Source organism: Nodosilinea nodulosa PCC 7104 (assembly GCF_000309385.1).
Taxonomy (GTDB): Bacteria; Cyanobacteriota; Cyanobacteriia; order Phormidesmidales; family Phormidesmidaceae; genus Nodosilinea; species Nodosilinea nodulosa.
Map to the genome: position 1 here is coordinate 3383084 of NZ_JH976537.1, position 18072 is coordinate 3401155.

Genomic DNA, 18072 nt, shown 5'->3' on the forward strand with positions numbered 1-18072 from the left:
GCCAGTCAGTTAATTGGCAATATTTCATAGATGGCAACTATAAAATCTGTTTAGCAAAGGGTAGCTGCCTAACGATATGCCCAACCAAAAAACAGAATGCGATCGCTATCGGTGTAACAAGGATGCATTTGATTACAGACTCCAGCATGACATTACGCAACGCAAATATGAGTAGTGTGAGAACAGGAGTATGAACAACATAAACAGCATAGGTATTGCTTGCCATCGTCTTGGTTAAATTAGTCTGAAAATTTAGTTTTTCACGACACCAAACTAATAGGCTAATTATGATTGCGACACACATAAACTGTTCCCAGATAGAAAAGGCAAGCAGCGATCGCCAATCCCACCCTCCCCCTGCCGAATAGGGACTAAAATTACCATCCATGATTCCAGCAGCAATTAAGATTCCAGGGAGTACTAGCAGCAGACCAAGAGCAACACCCGTCCATATCTTTCCTTGCATTTTAGTGAGTTCTGAAAACCAATTGTATTGATACGCCAGCATGCCTATGGATAGCAATACAACATATTGAATAAAATGTCCGTTAGGAAGCCCCAATAGCTGTAAGAATTTATTTTCAACAAACAACATGCGATCGGCGAATACCAAGATTCCTAACCCCAAAGCTACCCAGAAAATTTGCGCATTACTAGGTCTGTTCATCACTCTAGTAGAAACGCATATTTTCCAAGATTTGATGATCTTATATTTACTCAGCCATTGCCATAGGACATAGGCGAAAGAAAATATCAGCAGGACTTCTACAAACCATAATACGCCCACATCTAGTCCGTTATAAAACTTGATATATTGAGGTAAGAACTGCCAAAAGCTGCCTTCAAAACCAGCCTTTTGAATCCAAGCCACATAGGCCAGGATGGGATTAACTACAATAATATAAATGCAAAGAGGAATCCCTAACCGGATTAGTCGTTCTTTAATGTAAACATTAGCCCCTTTTCGTTTATACGAGCCAGGACTAAAGTAACTTGACAACATGAAAAGAAATCCCATAAAAAAGGACTGGTTAAGTAACCAAAAAAATGTCATTACATACCATGAAAATCCATCTATTTGCCCTGGATCGTTATAGTACCATCGCCCGGAAGCACCGCCATAACCCACAATAAGATGGTGAATAATGACTAATATGGTTAAGAATATCCGTAGATTGTCAATGTACAATAATCGTTTTTTGCTAGCTCTTTTTTGATCCAAAAATGTATAGTTAGTCATGAGTATTCCATATCTCTAAGCACTTCGCTATTGGCTTTCGATGATGCACGCAAAGCTAGTGCCAGGTTGACCACACAAGAATTCTATTTGCTGTGCCAACTGCATGATTTTAAGGGCTGGACGATCGCATTTACCTCAGAATTTGCTGCTTCCCAACGCATAGGAGGGCACAAAACTCCAGCTGCTTTAGAGGACAACGTCGCATCAATAGTTAACGGATAAACATGCCAGTGATAGTCATAGGCGTAGCTCCAGTCTTGTTGATAAATACCCACGTTAACAAAGTAAAAACCACCTACCAGATCCAGGCGATCGAGGGTAAGTCTAATGGTGCCCTCCTCCTGTAATCGGATATAGGGAATGCCCATATCTAGCGTGTTTACGTCTAGGCATGGGGCACCGTTTTCTTGGCTGATAGTAATACTAAAAATGGCGCTATCTAAAGGTTGATGGGTTTTATAATCTACTTCAACACAGAGGAGATCACCTGATTTTATGGTCGATTTTGGTTTTAGACGGACATCGGTAATCTCAATATCCTGAGAACCAAAGCGGTTTTCGTTCACCCGCAGTTCCATACCCATCTGGGTAAGTTGGGGCGGTCGCTGAGGGGTGCGCTGCTGGGTTTGCGATCGCATCTCCATCGTGTACTGCCCGGCAACCACCGCTGGTTCGCCGTAGGCAACAACGGTGCCCTGCTTGAGCCAGAGAGCGCGATCGCACAACCGCTCTACCTGCCCCACATCATGGGATACCAGCACGATGGCACAGCCCTGTTCTTTCATATCGGCAATGCGATTGAGGCACTTAGACTGAAACGATAAATCCCCCACTGACAGAAACTCGTCTACCAGCAAAACCTTGGGGTCTGTGTGTACAGCTACCGAAAAAGCCAGCCGCATCATCATCCCAGAACTGTAGGTACGCACCGGGTTGTCAATAAATGCTTCTAGCTCAGCAAAGGCAACAATCTGATCAAATCTCCGTGCTACCTCACGGCGAGGCAAACCCCCCACAATCGCTGTGACAAAGACGTTCTCTCGTCCGGTCAGGTCGCCATGAAACCCCGCTCCCAGATCCAGCAGTGCCCCTATCCGCCCCCGCATTTTGATGCGTCCCTCGTTAGGATGGGCTACTTTGCCTAGTACTTGTAGCAGAGTCGATTTGCCAGCCCCATTATGACCAATCACCCCCAGCATTTCCCCCTCTGCAACTTCAAAGGAAACGCCCCGCAATGCCCAAAAATCTTCGATGGGCTTGATCCGTCCCAAACCTGTAAGCGCCGCTTCCATAAGTGTGGCGGGCTTCGCCGTATGGTAGCGATCAAACCGCTTGCCTAAATTCTCGACCAAAATGGCAGTGCCCATCCTAAATCTCCTCCACGAACCGCAGGCTTTGGTACTTGAAGAGACGATAGCCAATGGGCAAAAACAACAGCGTGATTCCCGAAATAATGAGCAGAGCTAGCCAATCTGGTTGTGTACCCCACATCAAAATTTGTCGGTAGCAGGTCACGATATGCACCATTGGATTTAGCCCATAGATAAACCAGTAGCGAGGGGGAATGTTGCCTAGCTCATAGAAGATAGGGGTTAGGTAGAACAAAAACTGAAGCAAAACTCCCAGGGTATGTTGGGTATCTCGGAATGTGACGTTGAGTGAGGCTAGGAAATAAGAAAACGTCACGGTGACGGCAAATTGAATTAGCTGTAGCAGTGGCAACGCCAGCAAAATAGGCGTAAATTTGACTCCATCAATGAGTAAAAAAACAAATAGTACTGGCAACGCCAGAACAAAGTGAATCAACCCTGTTGTAACTACAACAACTGGCAAGATAACCGTGGGAAAGCCTGGCTGCCTGATTAACGGGCGACTGCTTATAATAATGCCTGTGGCCTGAAATAGAGAATTTTGGAACCAGTTCCAAACCAATAACCCTGTAAACACATAGGAGGAATATTGGGGAATATCAATCTTGATAACGACCTGAAAAACAAAGACAAAAACCAGCAGCTGTAGCAGTGGGCTAATCAGAGTCCAGGCAATGCCCAGGGCCGATCGCTTATACATTAGCTTCATGTCGCGATCAACAAGCGATCGCAGCAGATCATATAGATAGCCAAGATTCTGCGTAGGGAACTTCTGCCTAGACAGATTAGATGTTCTTTTTAAGATCATTGACTGTCACAGGCTTAAAGAACTGAAGTTGGGGATTGGAAAGATTCCCGCGAGGAAGAAATTGACTCGATAAGTTGCTTTTCTATCTTGTCTTGATTCCTAGCGTTCACTGGCACATATGGTTGACTGCGACCAAGTTTCTTCACTCGCCGATAGGATTGCCAGAGAGACCATGGCCCTGCTAGATTGCCACGAATTTCTAGCCAGATGAGAGAGAGAGGGTAGTCACTTCGCTTGAGCAGATACTCCTTGATTCGATGGTAGTGGGCATAGGGCAGACCTAAGAGAACTTGAGCCAGTCCTCGCCAATCACCATGGTGTAACCATGTAGCGAGGTTATACGATACATGACCTTTGCTGTAGCCATAGAGTTGTCGCTCTAAAGCTTCTCGAGTCTTGCGATGTTTGTGCCAGACAAAGGCTTGAGGGTTATAAACGATGGTATATCCGGCCTTCAAAACTTTGTAAAACACATAGGTATCTTCGCCCACACCAGATGGCATTCCCGGCCCTAGAGCTTCGTCCATTAGGCCAATTTTGGGATGGTGAAAAATACTAGCTCGAAAGGCAGCATTTGCTGTGGCTCCCAAAGACCATGTTGGCGAGGGTTTATGAGGAAACAGGTCGTACCATGCTCCTCCTACCTCAAAGGGCTCAAACCCTCGTCCTAATCCTCCGTAGTTTTCAAAAGCTTGTTGAGAGGCATCTTCTAGCTCAATAGGTAAAACATTGCCATTCACAACCATAACGTCGGGGCGGGTGAAGGGCATAATTAGCTTCTCAATCCAGTCTGGAGGAACGGTAACATCATCATCTGTTGCAATAAGGATGTCACCATGGCTGGCAATAAATCCTGCATTTCTTGCGTATGCTAACCCTTGGCGAGGTTCGTTTACCAAGACTACTTCAGGAAATTCCTGGATAACTGGTGGGGTTAGGCCAGAACTAGGATGATTATCTACAACTATAATTTCAACTGGGCGGCTAGTTTGCTGAACTCTAAGATGGTGCAGGCAGTTGCGGAGATCGCCTGGGCGATCGAAGGTAGCAATCACAATGGAAACCATAACTGAACCAGGCAATGGGTCGGGAACTTGCTGGGTAGATAGGCGATATCTCGATGCTATTGTATTTATGGCCTGTGCCCAGATGATATCGCCTGCCATAATGCCTGAAGGAGCAAGCAATTTAGTGCCAAACTGATTTACAATCAGTTTAGATAAGGTAGATAGAGATATGTTTTGATTATTGTTTATGTAGTCAAAGCTGCCGATGGGGCTGTGATGCCAACTAACAAAGACACGAGCTTTGCTGTATTCTTCTAGACCGATCAGAGGTGACACTGGTTGGCTCAGTTCAATCTGGCGAATAGCGATTGCCGACTGTTTAGTTTCTGTCTTTAGCTTGAGTGCAGGAAAATAGCGAATGGGTAAAGGTTTGTCGGTTTGCCAGCCATGCTCCTGAATGATGTCTGCGACACGTTTAGTTGCTGTTTGATAAGTTTTGAAGCTTGAAAATGCGCCCTGAAATTCAGCCAAGATCAAATCTTTGGGAAACTGGGTTTGATGGAGAGATGCTATTAAGGTGCGACGTATATTCCAGTAAAACATCCACCAAATGCCAATTTTGGCACAAGCACCTCTTAGGTCAGGATAGGCGATTGCTAGGCTTAGCCACAGAGCATAGAGACTGCCATTGAAAGAAATTTGCCGTTTCAATTGGGCATATTCACGGCGATGACGATGGCGAATCATTGCAGCCGGTTCATAAACTAAACTATAGCCAGCCTTTAGTACTCGGATGAACATTTCTAAATCACCCCCACCGTTTGTTGGAGTACCAACATCCAACGCAGGGTCAAAGTAACCAATTGTCTCAAAAACCGACTTCCGATAAGCCATGTTTGCCCCGGTACCAAACTGCCCAGCTCCTAACCATTGCCAGGGCATAGACTGATTTGATATTGTTTGGTATCGCAGGGTTTTGAACCCTCGCCCAAAACCACCGTATTCCTCAAATAATACCTGCGCTTCAGTTTCCAGCTCATAGGGGACTACAAGCCCAGTAACAGCCATTATGCCCGGGCTTTCTAGAAATGCTTGAACCAGTCCTTTTATCCACCCAGTATCTACCACTACATCATCGTCGGTGTAGGCAATAATCTCGCCTTTGGCCTCTAAAATAGCGCGGTTGCGGGCCCAGTCTAGACCGGGACGAGGTTCGCGCACATAGCGCACTTGGGGATAGTGGGTTTCAACGAGTTCTTTGGTGCCTTCCGTTTGGGGGGCGTTGTCTACTACTAGGATGTCGAGGTGAGGATAGTCTAGCTGGCTGATAGCTTCGAGGCAGAGCTTCATGTCATCGGGGCGATCGCGCGTACACACCGCCACCGTCACCAGCGGCCATTCTCCCGTGTACTCCACAGGCGGCAGACTGATCAAATTTTCTAACGTCAGATCTTCGGAGCGTTGAGGCGAAGCTAATCCATTCTTCAGCAATTGGCTGATAATCGCCCAGCTGTGCTGCTCTAAAATTAATTTACTGAGCGTATTTGCCGTGCAGCGGCCCAGGGATATGGGGGCTTTAACATATCCAAGCGGTACACCATGCAGGCGAACTAGCGCTTGCAAACCCATATAGCCTTCCAACTCCTCGAAAGTTGGAATAGGCTGGCTCAGTTCGATATCAACAACTTTTATAGGATAAAGCATATGGAACTCCTAGAGACTAAATTCTGGATAATGACTGATGCAAAACCGTCCCGGCCAATAGCTTGAGCTGAATTTTTAGCGGGTGAACGGGTAGGTAGAAAGGCAGCAGCGTACCAGGTACAAGCATTGATCTGCCTGGACCTTTCGAGGCGAGGTGACGAGGCTTGGTCAATGCAAGCGGAGCTGGTCGCATTTTTTGAGAAAGCTTTAGGAGACTTTTGATCAGCAACATGTAGAAGCTCAGCCTCCCCAGGGGGGTGATAGGATCAATCTTGACGGCTCGCCATAGCCAGCTCAAGGTATCGCGTGAATTTTCAGAAGCACTACATTGCTGGGCCAAATATAAGTAAAAGCTGCTGCAAGACAGTCGGTAGAAATAACTGGGCAGATCGGGGCTTTTCTGCTGATTTTTTTGGAGCATGAGTTGATGCGATCGCGCCATCTGCTCATGGTTCCTAGACATGCTGCTTTGTATTTTTCTGTAGCCGATCAAGAACTCTGGAACTACAGCAAAGTCATAGCTCTTGGCTAGTCGTAAATATAGATCCCAATCCTCACATCCCTGAGAATTTTGGGCCATAAACTCAACGTCATACCCTCCCGTTTGATCCAAGCAGGCTTTGCGGATCAAGGTGGAGCTGGCATTGCCTAGAAAATTGTGGCAAATTAGGGTTTTGTAAACGTCACCCGCAATTCTGGCGGCGTGAAAACTGCCAGTGGGGCGGTCGTTCTGATCAATATCTACTGACCAAGCGTAGATGACTCCTACAGTTGCACTGCTGGCTTGGAATTTACTAACTAGCTTTTCTATGGCATGGGGGTGCCACACATCATCGGCATCAAGGGGCGCAATAAATTGACCCCTGGCATTTTCAATGCCTAAATTTCGCGCGGCGGCTACTCCCGCGTTAGCCTGGTGCAATAGCTTGATGTGAGGCTCTTGCTGCATCCAGCCTTGAACAATGGCTTGGGTGCGATCGCATGAGCCATCGTCTACAACTATTATTTCTAGATGACGATAGGTTTGAGCCACAACCGACCGCAGCGTTTGACCAATAAAATCGGCTGCGTTGTAGGCTGGTATAACGACTGAAACCAGAGGATCCTCTAAGTTGTTCATAACCTTCTCTCCAGGCTAGGGCTAAAGGCTAGACAGTATTGGCCGGCTGCTGAGATTCGGCTTGGCAGACTTTTGTCGCTTCAGCGCATTCCACTCAGCATCCGTAAAGTTTTCCTGATAAGAGCGATCGACATTGACATCCCATAGATCATGGTTTTCGCCCAAAATATTTCTGGCCGCCAGTATAGCTGTCAGCATTGAGTGATCTTGGTTGTTGTAGCGATGCATGCCGTTGCGCCCTACCGTCTGTAAGTTCTCAAAGGTTGTTATGTAGTCCTGAAGTACTTGCAGGTGCTGGCGATAGTCTTTGTCGTAGACCGGATAGGCCTTTGGCTGACGAATTACGCAGCCATCTTCTATGTCTCCTGCACTAACGCCCAAGCTGAGCCGAACAATTTCCTTAGAAGCCAACTCAATCAATGTTGAGTCGGCCATCTCCCAGAGGTCGCCTCCTTTGTTGCAGAAATACTCCATGCCCAGACAGGTCTTGTGGGAGTTTGGCACCATAGCCGGGCTCCAGTTCTTAAAGTTTTGAATGCGCCCTACCCTAAATTCAGGGCTGTGGATATACAGCCAGTTGTCGGGAAACAAGTGCTCGCGGTTAATCACAAGAGACACAATCAAAAAATCCCGGTATTTCAGCCCTCGTGCTGCCGCTAATACCTCGTCGGGAGGTAAGGGGTCAAGGCGGTGCACTAGCTGCGCTACCGGCATCGAATTGATAAAGTGCTCGCCGACCAGTTCCAGCGTGTTATTTCCTTGTTTAGCTATCACTTTGGTAACATGGCCAGCGCGGTGTTCAACCCGTATGACCTCGCTATTTAAGTGCACTGAAGAGCCGCTGGACTCTAGCAGTTCTTGGCAGCGCTCCCACATCATGCCTGGCCCCAGACGAGGGTAGGCAAAGGTTTTAATTAGGCTTTTGGCATTTTGACTGCCAAATATTGCGTTGATGATGGCCCGCTTGAGCGACATATTTTGAATCCGCTGAGCGGCCCAATCGGCTTGGATCTGGGTGCAGGGAATGCCCCAAACCTTCTCAGTGTAGGTTTTGAAGAATATGCGGTAAAGCTGCTCGCCAAAGCAGTCAATGACCCATTCTTCAAAGGTTTCTGGTTTTGGGCGCAAGTGCAAAAATTTCTTGGCCTTTGCCTTAAGATAGCTGTATAGAATCAGAGTGCTGCGAATGGGGCCTAGGTTAAACAATGCTTTGAACAGCGATAGGGGGTAGTCATAAAATTTGCCGTCATAGTAAATTCTGGAGAGGCGAGGAACTTGGATAAAGTCCTCGCCTAGAATTTCCTTCCAGATGGCTTGAACTTCGCCCACCTTAGTAAAGAAGCGATGTCCACCGATATCAAATCGGTAGCTTTTGTAGGTCTCTGTGCGCGAGATGCCGCCTACCTTGCCTGCCTTCTCGAGGACAATAGCCTGGGTATTGTGTTTTGAAAGTTCGTAGGCTGCTGTCAAGCCCGCAGGGCCACCGCCAATTACTACGACAGCTGTATGAGTTATAAGACCTTGCATTTTCTTCGCAGTAAACAGCCTGTCTAGGGAGATTTTTGATTTTTAGAAAATTAGACTTTAAAGCGTCAGTCAACCGAAATAAGGATTCTGAATTGGATGTTGGGCTGGTAGCAGCTGCTGCGCAGTAACCACGTCTTTTTTGAGCCTCTAATTTGCTCCTACGTAGGTTTTGGAATCAAATAGTGTCGAGCGAGATAGTATCGAGCGAGGCCCAGCCCGTAGGCCAATCCGCAGTAGCCAAAATAAAGCCAGTGCCAGGGAATTGCTTTTAAGGCGAAAGCCAGACCTCTCTTGCTATAGAAAAACTGATAAACTGACCAGTTTATCAGCAGCAAAATGAGCGCTAACGCCCCAGCTAAGTAAGCTGCCTGATATAAAAATAGGCTGCCCCCCATGGCCCCGGCGATGGTAAATATGAGCCCAATGCTGACCCGTGTGGAGACTTTAAGATTTAGATCGTTTACCAGCATGTGCCGCTGTTGCAGCAGCAGGGTTGTCCAGGGGAGAGCCCGGTAAAAGAACTCTGCTCTTAGTAGTGAAACTGGTTCCCACCGCTTTAAGTGCTTGACCAAGATGTTCTTGCACAGCTGGATGCGGTGCCCGCTTTGTTTTAAGCGATAGCCTAGTTCGATATCTTCAATGGACGGCTGACGAAAGCGTTCGTCAAACCCGCCAGTGGCCCAAAATATCTCCCGCCGAACGGCACCACAAGCGCCCCAAAAGGTGGACGCTTCTTCGTGGCCGGTTTGGTGGGTGTAGTGATGGAATAGATTTTTGTATTGAGATAGAAAGTTTGAGGCCCCTGGGGCATCGTCGTAGGACCCGATGGCGGCGGCGAGCCCCTGGTCGCCGATAAACATCTGGGCCATTTGGGCAACGGTTGCTGGGTGGATGGTGACATCGGCATCGATAAAGAAGAGAATCTCACCTCGGGCTTGGCGAGCCCCCAAGTTTCTGGCTTGGGCCGGTCCACCGGGATGCTCTGTGCGCAGAACCGTGGCCCCAAACTGTTCGGCCAGTCGATCAGAGCCGTCGGTGCACCCATCGGCAACCACAATGACCTCGGTTGTAACCTGGTCAGGGGAGGGCAAAAACTTTTCTAGACTATGGAGGCAGGCCTTAAAGGCTGTGCCACCGTTATGAACCGGAACAACAATTGAAACGAACGGGGGCGGAGAGACTACCATCGGAGGGCTTCCTGGCAGGATTCTACTTACCCTCTTCAATCGGTTCTCGGTAAATCTGGAAGCTATTGGTAGCTACATGCTCAATTTAAGGATTTGGGGGGGGAACATATTTTCTAGCCTCGGCTCCGCTGGCATAGTTGCTTTTTTGGGGTTTTTATATACAATCTCTATCCCTGAATTAGCACTCCTGGCAGAAAGGCTGCGGGGCCGCAATTGGGTCGAGGTCAGGACTGGTGGGTTAAGCCAAGCGCAATCTCCCCGGGCTCTGGAGCTAGAAGCTGGCGAGGGAGCTTCCTTTAGAGGGCGTTTGAAAAGTGATCTGCTTTAGCCACCTGCTGATCCCCCCTGCCCCCCTTAAAAAGGGGGGTTAAAAGTCCTCCTTGTTATGGACGCTTGTGGCTTCCTGTAAGGCAGGGAGATTTAAGGGGGATCTCCACTTTGGCTACTAAAAAATATGACGTTTCAAACATTCTCTTGTCAGGGCGTTGGTCAGCGAGCGGGAGAACGGTCTGAGCTGAGTGATGAAATAAGCCCTGGGATAGAGGTGCAGAGGCGTTAGTTCTTGTACTTTTTGGCCAGGAATCGATCGCACCCTATGGCTAACGCTATCTATGCCACAAGACTTATTTGATCTGCCCGGGCCTAGGGGCAATTCTCTGGCCGGAAGCCTGCTTGAAATGGGAGCCGACCCCCTGGGCTTTTTAACCCAGTGCTCTCGCGACTACGGCGACCTGGTGCCGCTACAATTGGGGCTGACGCCCGCCTGCCTGGTCAACCATCCCGATCTGATTGAGGCGGTGCTGCGCGATCGCGACTCCTTCATCAAAAGCCGGGGTTTTCGGGTACTCAAGACCCTGCTGGGGGAAGGGCTACTCACCGCCGAGGGCGAGTCCTGGTTTTGGCAGCGCAAGCTGGCCCAGCCCGTGTTTCACCAGAAGCGCATTCAGGGCTACGGCACCGTCATGGTGGACTACACCCAGCAGATGCTGGAGCGCTGGAACGCTGGCGATACCCTTGATATCCATCGGGAAATGATGCAGCTGACCCTGCGCATCGTGATGAAGTGCATTTTTGACAAGGATGTCGATGAGGGGCAGGCCAGCACCGTTGCCCACGCCCTGGATGTGGCGATGGACTGGTTTGAGAACAAGCGCAAGCAGAACTTTTTGGTGTGGGAGTGGTTCCCCCGGCCCGAAAATATTCGCTACCGCCAGGCGATCGCCGACATGGACGAGGCCATCTACGCCCTGATTCGGGAGCGGCGCGAGCATCCCGACCAGTCGGGCGACCTGCTGACGATGCTGATGCAGGCCCAGGATGAAGCCACTGGCGAGCGCATGGACGACAAGCTGCTGCGCGACGAAGTGGCCACGCTGATGCTGGCCGGCCACGAAACCACCGCCAACGCCCTCTCCTGGACCTGGATGCTGCTGTCGCAAAACCCTCAGGTGTGGGAGCGATTGCAGAATGAGCTGGATACAGCGCTGGAGGGGCGATCGCCCACCATTGACGACCTGCCCCAGCTGCCCTACACCAGCGCCATTATCAAAGAGTCGATGCGGCTGTACCCTCCCGTGTCGCTGCTGGGTCGCGAAGCCGCCGAAGATACCACCGTGGGCGATTGCCAAGTCCCCCAGGGCACGGTCATGCTGCTCAGCCAGTGGGTCATGCACCGCAGCCCCGACTATTTTGAGCAGGCCGATCAGTTTCTGCCCGATCGCTGGGAAAATAACCTGGAAAAATCCCTGCCTCGGGGCGTTTACTTTCCCTTTGGGGACGGGCCGCGCATCTGCATTGGCAAGGGGTTTGCCCAAATGGAGGCGACCCTGCTGCTGGCCACCATTGCCCAAAAATTTGAGGTGGCGGTGGTGCCCGATTTTGAAATTGTGCCCCAGCCGTCGATTACGCTGCGGCCCGAGACCGGCATTCAGGTCACCCTCAGCCCCAGGCGGCAGGCCTCGGCGGTAGCGGGGTAAGGCCGCCGAGAGATGAAGCAGTTAGGTGCGATTACCTAACTGCTTTGTAGGCGTTGAGTTAAGTATGCGCATACGAGAACACCTATGTTGACCGTCCTTGTCGTGCTAGTGGTCTCTGGCGCTTTACTTCTAGGGGCTGCATGGGGCATTTATGGAAGCCTGTCTAAATCGGTAGAGGGATTTATCGTCGCCTTAGCGGGCGGCGCGCTGATCATATCGGCGGTTTTGGAACTGATAGAACCTTCCACAAAGGAAACTAATATTTGGGCGGCTTTCGCGCTCGTGTTGGTTGGGGCGACCGTCTTTACCGGGCTAGACTACCTCGTGAAAAAGAAGTGGGGCAGCAGCAGCGGTGGTGGACTGTTGGCCGCCATTACCTTAGACGGCATTCCGGAGAATCTGGCGCTGGGCGTTGCCCTCATCGGGGCTGGGCCGCTGCAAGTTGCTGCCCTTTCAGGCTCTATCTTTTTGTCCAACTTGCCCGAAGCGGCAGGGGGGGCCAAAGCAATGGCCAGGGGAAATCGATCAAAAGGAAAGGTGCTTTTTCTCTGGGGCATGACCGCCGTGCTCCTGTCGGCTGCGGCACTCGCTGGGAATTTCTTCCTGGCTGGCGTATCGAAGGACGTTCTAGCCCTGATCAGGTGTTTTGCTGGCGGTGCGGTGATTGCCTCGCTGGCGATCGAGGTGTTTCCCAAAGCATTTAAAGAAGATGCGTACCTGGTCGGCATTGCTACTACAATCGGGCTGATCCTGGCGCTTTACCTAGATCAATTGAATTAGTAAGCAGGTGGCTTTACCATTTTGAACGTGGCTCAGCACTGACAGTTAGGCATACCCGCACCCGAAGCGAGCAGCGTAGTCTAACAGCCTGGTGCAATCGCGCCTTGTCAACCGTGCAAAGGAAGTGGTATAGCCGGTAAAGATTTGACTAAAGTATCTGCATAACGCCTCTCAGGAGGACTATTATGCGAATCAAGATCTGTGTAGCATCACGGTGTGGAGTAGTTACACAAGATTTTGATTTGTATAACATTTCGTTTTGGGTAAATAGCCCGATTAAGGTCTGAATAGCGCCCTAATTTGAGGTATTACACTGACATTTTTTAGCCTCTCACCCCCTACAGAAGGCAAAATTCAACCTCAAGCACTGGCTATCACCTGCTGAGGAATGTTAGACCAAATTAGAGTAGATCAGTTAGGCTAAAGGCCAAATTAGGCGTCAAGAGAGACAATCCGAGAATGCCCCGAAGCGATTTCAATTTAATTATCCATGATGTCACTCGTCGATTGGCTTACTACAGAATTAGGCTTGAGTCATGAACAGGCTATAGCGTCTGTTACCCAAGCCTTTAGAAAGGGTAAATCTTTGCAAGGAATAATTGAGCATCTGATCGAATATCCTCTACCTTTGGATCTGAATTTCAGGCTGAAGGAACTTCAGCGCTTTGAATGGGGCATTCGTTATGGGCTAGATGTCTTTACGCCAGGGATAGAAGAAAATCTTGCGGATCAAATTCTTTATCTGATAGAGAATCTGGTTCCGATGCGATTGTGTCAATTGCATCGAATAATTCCCATCTCAATGGCTACATATTCGCCAATTCCTGGCAGACTTTATCATTATATAGTTCGTGTAGCCATGGTGAACCCCGATGATATACAGGCCGAAGACGACCTTGGCTATCAGCTAAGGCGACGTGGATACGAGCTTCAACGCCTAGCAATTCTCCCAGAGGATTATGAAAGACTGTTTAGAATGTGCACAAACGAGCAGACTTTGCGAGAGCACCGACAAGCACTTCAACGGGCGTATGAGGCCAATCTGAAGCTTAAGGAGGAAAGAAAAGCTCTGCAGAAAGCCTATGAGATTGAGACGCGCATTGTGCATTCTCAACCGAAGGAATTAGTAGATCGATTAAGGCGTCTTCAGCGCTTTGAATTAAAGATTCTCTATGGCTTACTCTGTGTAAATCTAGACTGGAAAGATGAAAGCTCCGATCAAATATTTGACTTAATTGAAACCCTGATTCCCCTGAGAGTCTGTCAAGATTATCAGGTCATTCCCATTGCCAGGTTGAGGAATAGCCTTTCCTCAATTGTTCAAGTGGCCATGGTCGATCCCAATAATCTGCATGCTCAAAATATGATTGAGATATGCCTTAAACCCCATAAGCTAGCTCTCCAACGTTTTGTGATACCAATAAACGACTTTCGACAGGCTATTGACGCATATGTGGAGCGTCAGAACTTAAAAAGGCAGGGCGATCTTTGATTGGTTAACGCGCAGCGGATGTTTTTGTGGTGCGATCGCCCATCGCAGGTAGTTAGGGCTACTACAGGCAAACCGGAACTTAACTGCAAAGCTGCGGTCAAGCAATATCAAATTCATTTGAAAAAGGAAAGTTGCCGGATGATAGCCTATATTCTCGTAACGTTTTTTTGGATTGTGCTTCTTACTGTAGCGGTTGCCTTTTTTTCTGAACTCGGCTATCCGCTATGGTTTCTAATTATATTGTTACCTATCATGTTGCTTGTGATGAAGCGCCTACTAGGTATAGGTGAGATTTTATTTGGCGAGTTATCACACCAGCTTAAGCAGTTATCTCTTCGCTCTTGGGGTGTCGAGACCGAGGGTTTGATTGTAGAATCTACTGAAATCCCTGACCCGTACGACGACGAATGTTTCTTTTTTCAAGGAAAGTGTCGCTACACAATTGTGGGCGGGAAAGTTATGGAGTGCTATTTTGAGAGCCCGGTTTTTAATGCTCACCATATCAATTACGCCCACAGTGGAGATCTATGGGATGCAGAGCAGATCGATTATTCATGGGCAAATGTTAAGGCATCATTTTCTGCCAATACACTGGTGATGGTAGTTTATTTGCCTTGGCTGCCTATGGTTAGGTCGCTAGAAATTCCAAGGCCCGCATGGTACGAATCTTTGCAAAACATTGATGAAGTAGGCGCTTACAGGGTTTTACTATTTGCGTGGAATGTACAAAGGCTGCAAATCAGATCTAGGTAAAGATTGATCTCGCTCGCATAAAATACGTTAGGGCGATCGCAGATCTCCTGTAGATACTGTTTAGACCGCTGTAGGTCAAGTGTTCTGTGGGACTAATTTAGCGGCGTCAAACTTTTCCCCTGAAGACAACACTCCGTAGATGATGCGGATGAGTTTGTGCATAACGGCACCGACGACTTGCATCTTCTGCTTGCCAGCGGCGAGGAGCCGTTGGCGAAAGGCTTGGATTTCAGGGCAATAGCGAATCATCACGAGGGCTGGGAAATAGAGGGCCTTGCGCAGACGGGCATTGCCAATCTTGCACAAGCGCGTTTTCCCGTGGATGGAGCTACCGGACTGAAACTCTTGGGGAGTAAGCCCGGCAAACGCCGCCAATTGGCGTGCTGAGCCAAAGACCTCAATCGAGCCAATCTCGCCGAGCACAGTGAGCGCTGTCTGGGTTCCAATGCCGGTGATGGACTCCAAGAGGGCCTGTTGCTCCGCTAAGCGGTCATGGGCTTGAATATGCTGCTGCAAGCGCTTTTTTAGCGACGTTTCCTGCGCCTCCAGGAACTCAATATGAGCGTCAATATCGGCTTTGAGTTCGTCATCCTCGCAGAGGTCTCGGCGGTTCTTCTCCTGCGTCATCATCTGTTCAAGCGCCTCTAAGCGCCGGGTGAGCCGCTGGAGTGTGGCGACCTCATCAGGGGCGGGATGCCAGAGTGTTGGCTTGAGGTCTCGACAAAAGCGGGCAATCAGAGCGGCATCGGCGGCATCATTCTTGGTTCGACTCAGCTGACTTTTGCCATAGCCTTTGATGCGGGCCGGATTGACGATACTGACCTGATGCCCCTGGTGGTGCAGGTAGCGCGCTAGGGCATGACCATAGGTGTTGGTGGCTTCCAGGCACGCGTGGACCTGCTCAACATCCTGAGAAGTCAACCACTCACTCAGCTGCTCAAATCCAGCCGCTGTATTGTCGAACTTGGCTCGTTTTACACGGTTGTTCGCGTTCAGCAAGGCGACATCAAAACTCCCTTTGCTGATATCGATACCTAACGCAACGATCGCCGATGCACTCATAGGCCAACTCCTGAATTGGTAACATCTGAGTCACACAACAAGCGCACTATCCTTGCGGAATCCGGGGTGTCCATTGAGGGGTTGCCCAGCATACTGTCCAGGCTGCTTGAGGTGACGGTTGGAGGGGGGGAGGCTCTAATGAATCTACGAAGCAAGCTTGGTGGCTTGAGGTTGGGTTCGGAGTCCTCCCCGCAACGATATCCCTTTAGGATAAATCCAAGGGGCGTACCGCTTATATACAAGGTTGGGTTGACGGGGAGCATCCCACTTTCGCGAAAACAGTGTCAGGGGGAGAATAGAGGGGTAGCTCAGGGACGACTCACCATGACCCCCGAAGACCAAAAGCGATTGGAAGCTTGTACAGCAGAGATTGCCGAGATTTTGTACCGCAATAGCAACCGAGACAGGCTCGATAGTCTGGAAAGCATTGAGCAAACCGTGCGACAGCAGATGCTGGAGGAGGTCAGCCCTCGAGTCGCCGTTTTTTTGTCAACCAGCAAGCCTACCCGGCCCGAGGCCGGGTTCGCCGACTGAAGAGTTTGGTGGGTTTCCTCCAGATTCGTCAAAGCCAGGCAGAACACTCACGGTTCGCTCATTTTTAAATGAGGTCAGCCAATTGGGATAGGTTAGGGCTATGGATACCCCCCTAACCGTTATCACCGAACGGGTTGACGATATTCCCCTGTTGCTGGCCCAACTGCAGCGGATGGACGTGCAACCCCTGCTCGACGACTACTTTCCGACCCATGGGAACTGGCAGGGGCTCAGCTTAGGCCATGTGGTGATAGTTTGGCTGAGCCACATTTTGTCCCAAGCGGATCACCGGTTAAACCCCGTGCAGGCCTGGGTAGAGCGACATCAGGAAACCTTGCAACAGGGCTTGCAGCAACCGGTTCGCGCCCTTGACCTGAGTGACGACCGCCTAGAAAGCGTGTTGCGATATCTCAGTGATGATGCCCAATGGGCGTTGTTTGAACCGGCGTTGAATCAGCGTCAGATTCAGGTGTATGACCTGCACCCCAAACGGCTGCGTCTGGATAGTACCAGCGTCAGCGGAGATTGGACGGTCAATGAGTCAGGGCTGTTCCAATATGGCCATAGCAAAGACCATCGCCCCGACCTGCCCCAACTGAAGCTGATGCTGGCGACGCTAGATCCGCTGGGGCTACCGATAGCGACCGAGATTGTCTCCGGGCAGCGCGCCGACGACCCGCTCTACATTCCGGCCATTGGGCAGGTGCGTCAGACCCTCAGCCAGTCTGGGTTGCTCTACGTGGGTGACAGCAAGATGGCCAGTCTAGCGACCCGTTGCTTTCTCCAGGCCACAGGCGATTACTACCTCTGTCCGCTCGGTGGGACTCAACTCAAGGCGGAGGCGATGCAGGCCTACCTAGACCCAGTGGAGCAAGGGGCCGTTGAGTTGCAGGAGATTCACTACGACTATGCCGACGGTCACACCGCGCTGATTGCCCGAGGCTATGAGCAGACCCAGACCCGCACAGGAGAATGGGACGGACACACCTGGACGTGGTCAGAGCGGCAATTGGTCGTGTACTCCTTGGCTTATGCTCAATCCGCCCAGCAGGCCTTCCAAGTTCGACTCGAGCACGCCCAGACGGCCCTAGCGGCGCTCAATCAATCGGGGCGCGGCCAGAAAGCCTTTCCCGATGAGGTCGCCTTAGCGCAAGCCGCTGAGACGATTCTCACCCGCTACCGGGTCAAGGCCTACGTTCAACTCACCTACTCACAACAGGTGGAGCAACACGCTGTGCGTCGCTACCGGGACCGCCCGGCTCGGATGGTGGAGCACCGTCGATTCCAGGTGAATGGCACCCTAGAAACTGAGGCCATCAACCAGCAGATGCAAACCTTGGGCTGGCGGGTCTATGTCACCAATCATCCCGCAGCGGCATTATCGTTGCCTCAAGCCGTGACGGTCTACCGCCAAGATATCTGGTGGAGCACAGCTTTAGCCGACTCAAAGGGCATCCCCCTCTCCCTCTCCCTCTCCCCGACTGTACTTACAGCGTGAAGACCATATCAAGG

13 protein-coding genes and 1 pseudogene are annotated in these 18072 nt (G+C 50.1%); 6 read left to right on the plus strand and 8 right to left on the minus strand.

Going from position 1 to position 18072, the window contains the following annotated elements; all coding sequences use genetic code 11:
* Positions 1 to 37: 37 nt before the first annotated feature.
* The 7 genes from LEPTO7104_RS0115540 to LEPTO7104_RS34050 form a co-directional block, all read right to left on the minus strand.
* Positions 38 to 1240, minus strand: a complete 1203-nt coding sequence (locus tag LEPTO7104_RS0115540) for an acyltransferase family protein (protein WP_017299503.1) — start codon at positions 1238 to 1240, stop codon at positions 38 to 40.
* Positions 1241 to 1323: 83 nt separating this feature from the next.
* Positions 1324 to 2607, minus strand: coding sequence for an ABC transporter ATP-binding protein (locus LEPTO7104_RS0115545; RefSeq protein ID WP_017299504.1), 1284 nt, complete (start codon positions 2605 to 2607; stop codon positions 1324 to 1326).
* A 1-nt stretch (position 2608) separates the two neighbouring features.
* Complete coding sequence (locus LEPTO7104_RS0115550) at positions 2609 to 3418, minus strand: ABC transporter permease (protein WP_071527248.1); 810 nt, start codon at positions 3416 to 3418, stop codon at positions 2609 to 2611.
* A gap of 14 nt (positions 3419 to 3432) precedes the next feature.
* Positions 3433 to 6129, minus strand: coding sequence for a glycosyltransferase family 2 protein (locus LEPTO7104_RS0115555; protein ID WP_017299506.1), 2697 nt, complete (start codon positions 6127 to 6129; stop codon positions 3433 to 3435).
* A gap of 16 nt (positions 6130 to 6145) precedes the next feature.
* The gene (locus LEPTO7104_RS0115560) at positions 6146 to 7249 is read right to left on the minus strand and encodes a glycosyltransferase family 2 protein (RefSeq protein WP_017299507.1); all 1104 of its coding nucleotides are present in this window, start codon (positions 7247 to 7249) and stop codon (positions 6146 to 6148) included.
* Between the two features lie 21 nt (positions 7250 to 7270).
* Positions 7271 to 8776, minus strand: coding sequence for an NAD(P)/FAD-dependent oxidoreductase (locus LEPTO7104_RS34045; RefSeq protein WP_040695479.1), 1506 nt, complete (start codon positions 8774 to 8776; stop codon positions 7271 to 7273).
* Between the two features lie 158 nt (positions 8777 to 8934).
* Positions 8935 to 9963 (minus strand): glycosyltransferase family 2 protein, encoded by a 1029-nt coding sequence (locus LEPTO7104_RS34050; protein WP_040695481.1) that lies wholly within the window; start codon positions 9961 to 9963, stop codon positions 8935 to 8937.
* A 611-nt stretch (positions 9964 to 10574) separates the two neighbouring features.
* Between LEPTO7104_RS34050 and LEPTO7104_RS34055 the strand changes: the two genes are divergently transcribed.
* The 4 genes from LEPTO7104_RS34055 (at position 10575) to LEPTO7104_RS0115590 (ending at position 14964) form a co-directional block, all read left to right on the plus strand.
* Positions 10575 to 11939 carry a cytochrome P450 gene (locus tag LEPTO7104_RS34055; RefSeq protein ID WP_040695483.1) on the plus strand — a complete coding sequence of 455 codons (1365 nt, stop codon included), beginning with the start codon at positions 10575 to 10577 and terminating at the stop codon, positions 11937 to 11939.
* Positions 11940 to 12023: 84 nt separating this feature from the next.
* Positions 12024 to 12719, plus strand: coding sequence for a ZIP family metal transporter (locus LEPTO7104_RS0115580; protein ID WP_017299511.1), 696 nt, complete (start codon positions 12024 to 12026; stop codon positions 12717 to 12719).
* 490 nt (positions 12720 to 13209) lie between these two features.
* Positions 13210 to 14211 carry a GspE/PulE/PilB domain-containing protein gene (locus tag LEPTO7104_RS0115585; protein ID WP_017299512.1) on the plus strand — a complete coding sequence of 334 codons (1002 nt, stop codon included), beginning with the start codon at positions 13210 to 13212 and terminating at the stop codon, positions 14209 to 14211.
* Complete coding sequence (locus LEPTO7104_RS0115590) at positions 14212 to 14964, plus strand: hypothetical protein (RefSeq protein ID WP_155523656.1); 753 nt, start codon at positions 14212 to 14214, stop codon at positions 14962 to 14964. It abuts the gene before it with no gap.
* Between the two features lie 75 nt (positions 14965 to 15039).
* Here the strand turns inward: LEPTO7104_RS0115590 and LEPTO7104_RS0115595 are convergent, their stop codons facing one another.
* Positions 15040 to 16026 (minus strand): IS110 family RNA-guided transposase, encoded by a 987-nt coding sequence (locus tag LEPTO7104_RS0115595; protein WP_017299514.1) that lies wholly within the window; start codon positions 16024 to 16026, stop codon positions 15040 to 15042.
* Between the two features lie 324 nt (positions 16027 to 16350).
* On the opposite strand from LEPTO7104_RS0115595, the gene LEPTO7104_RS0115600 reads away from it, so the two are divergent.
* Positions 16351 to 16560: a hypothetical protein gene (locus LEPTO7104_RS0115600; RefSeq protein WP_017298910.1), complete on the plus strand. Its 210-nt coding sequence runs from the start codon at positions 16351 to 16353 to the stop codon at positions 16558 to 16560.
* A gap of 100 nt (positions 16561 to 16660) precedes the next feature.
* Positions 16661 to 18072: pseudogene (locus tag LEPTO7104_RS34060) on the plus strand (IS1634 family transposase); the annotation flags it as partial.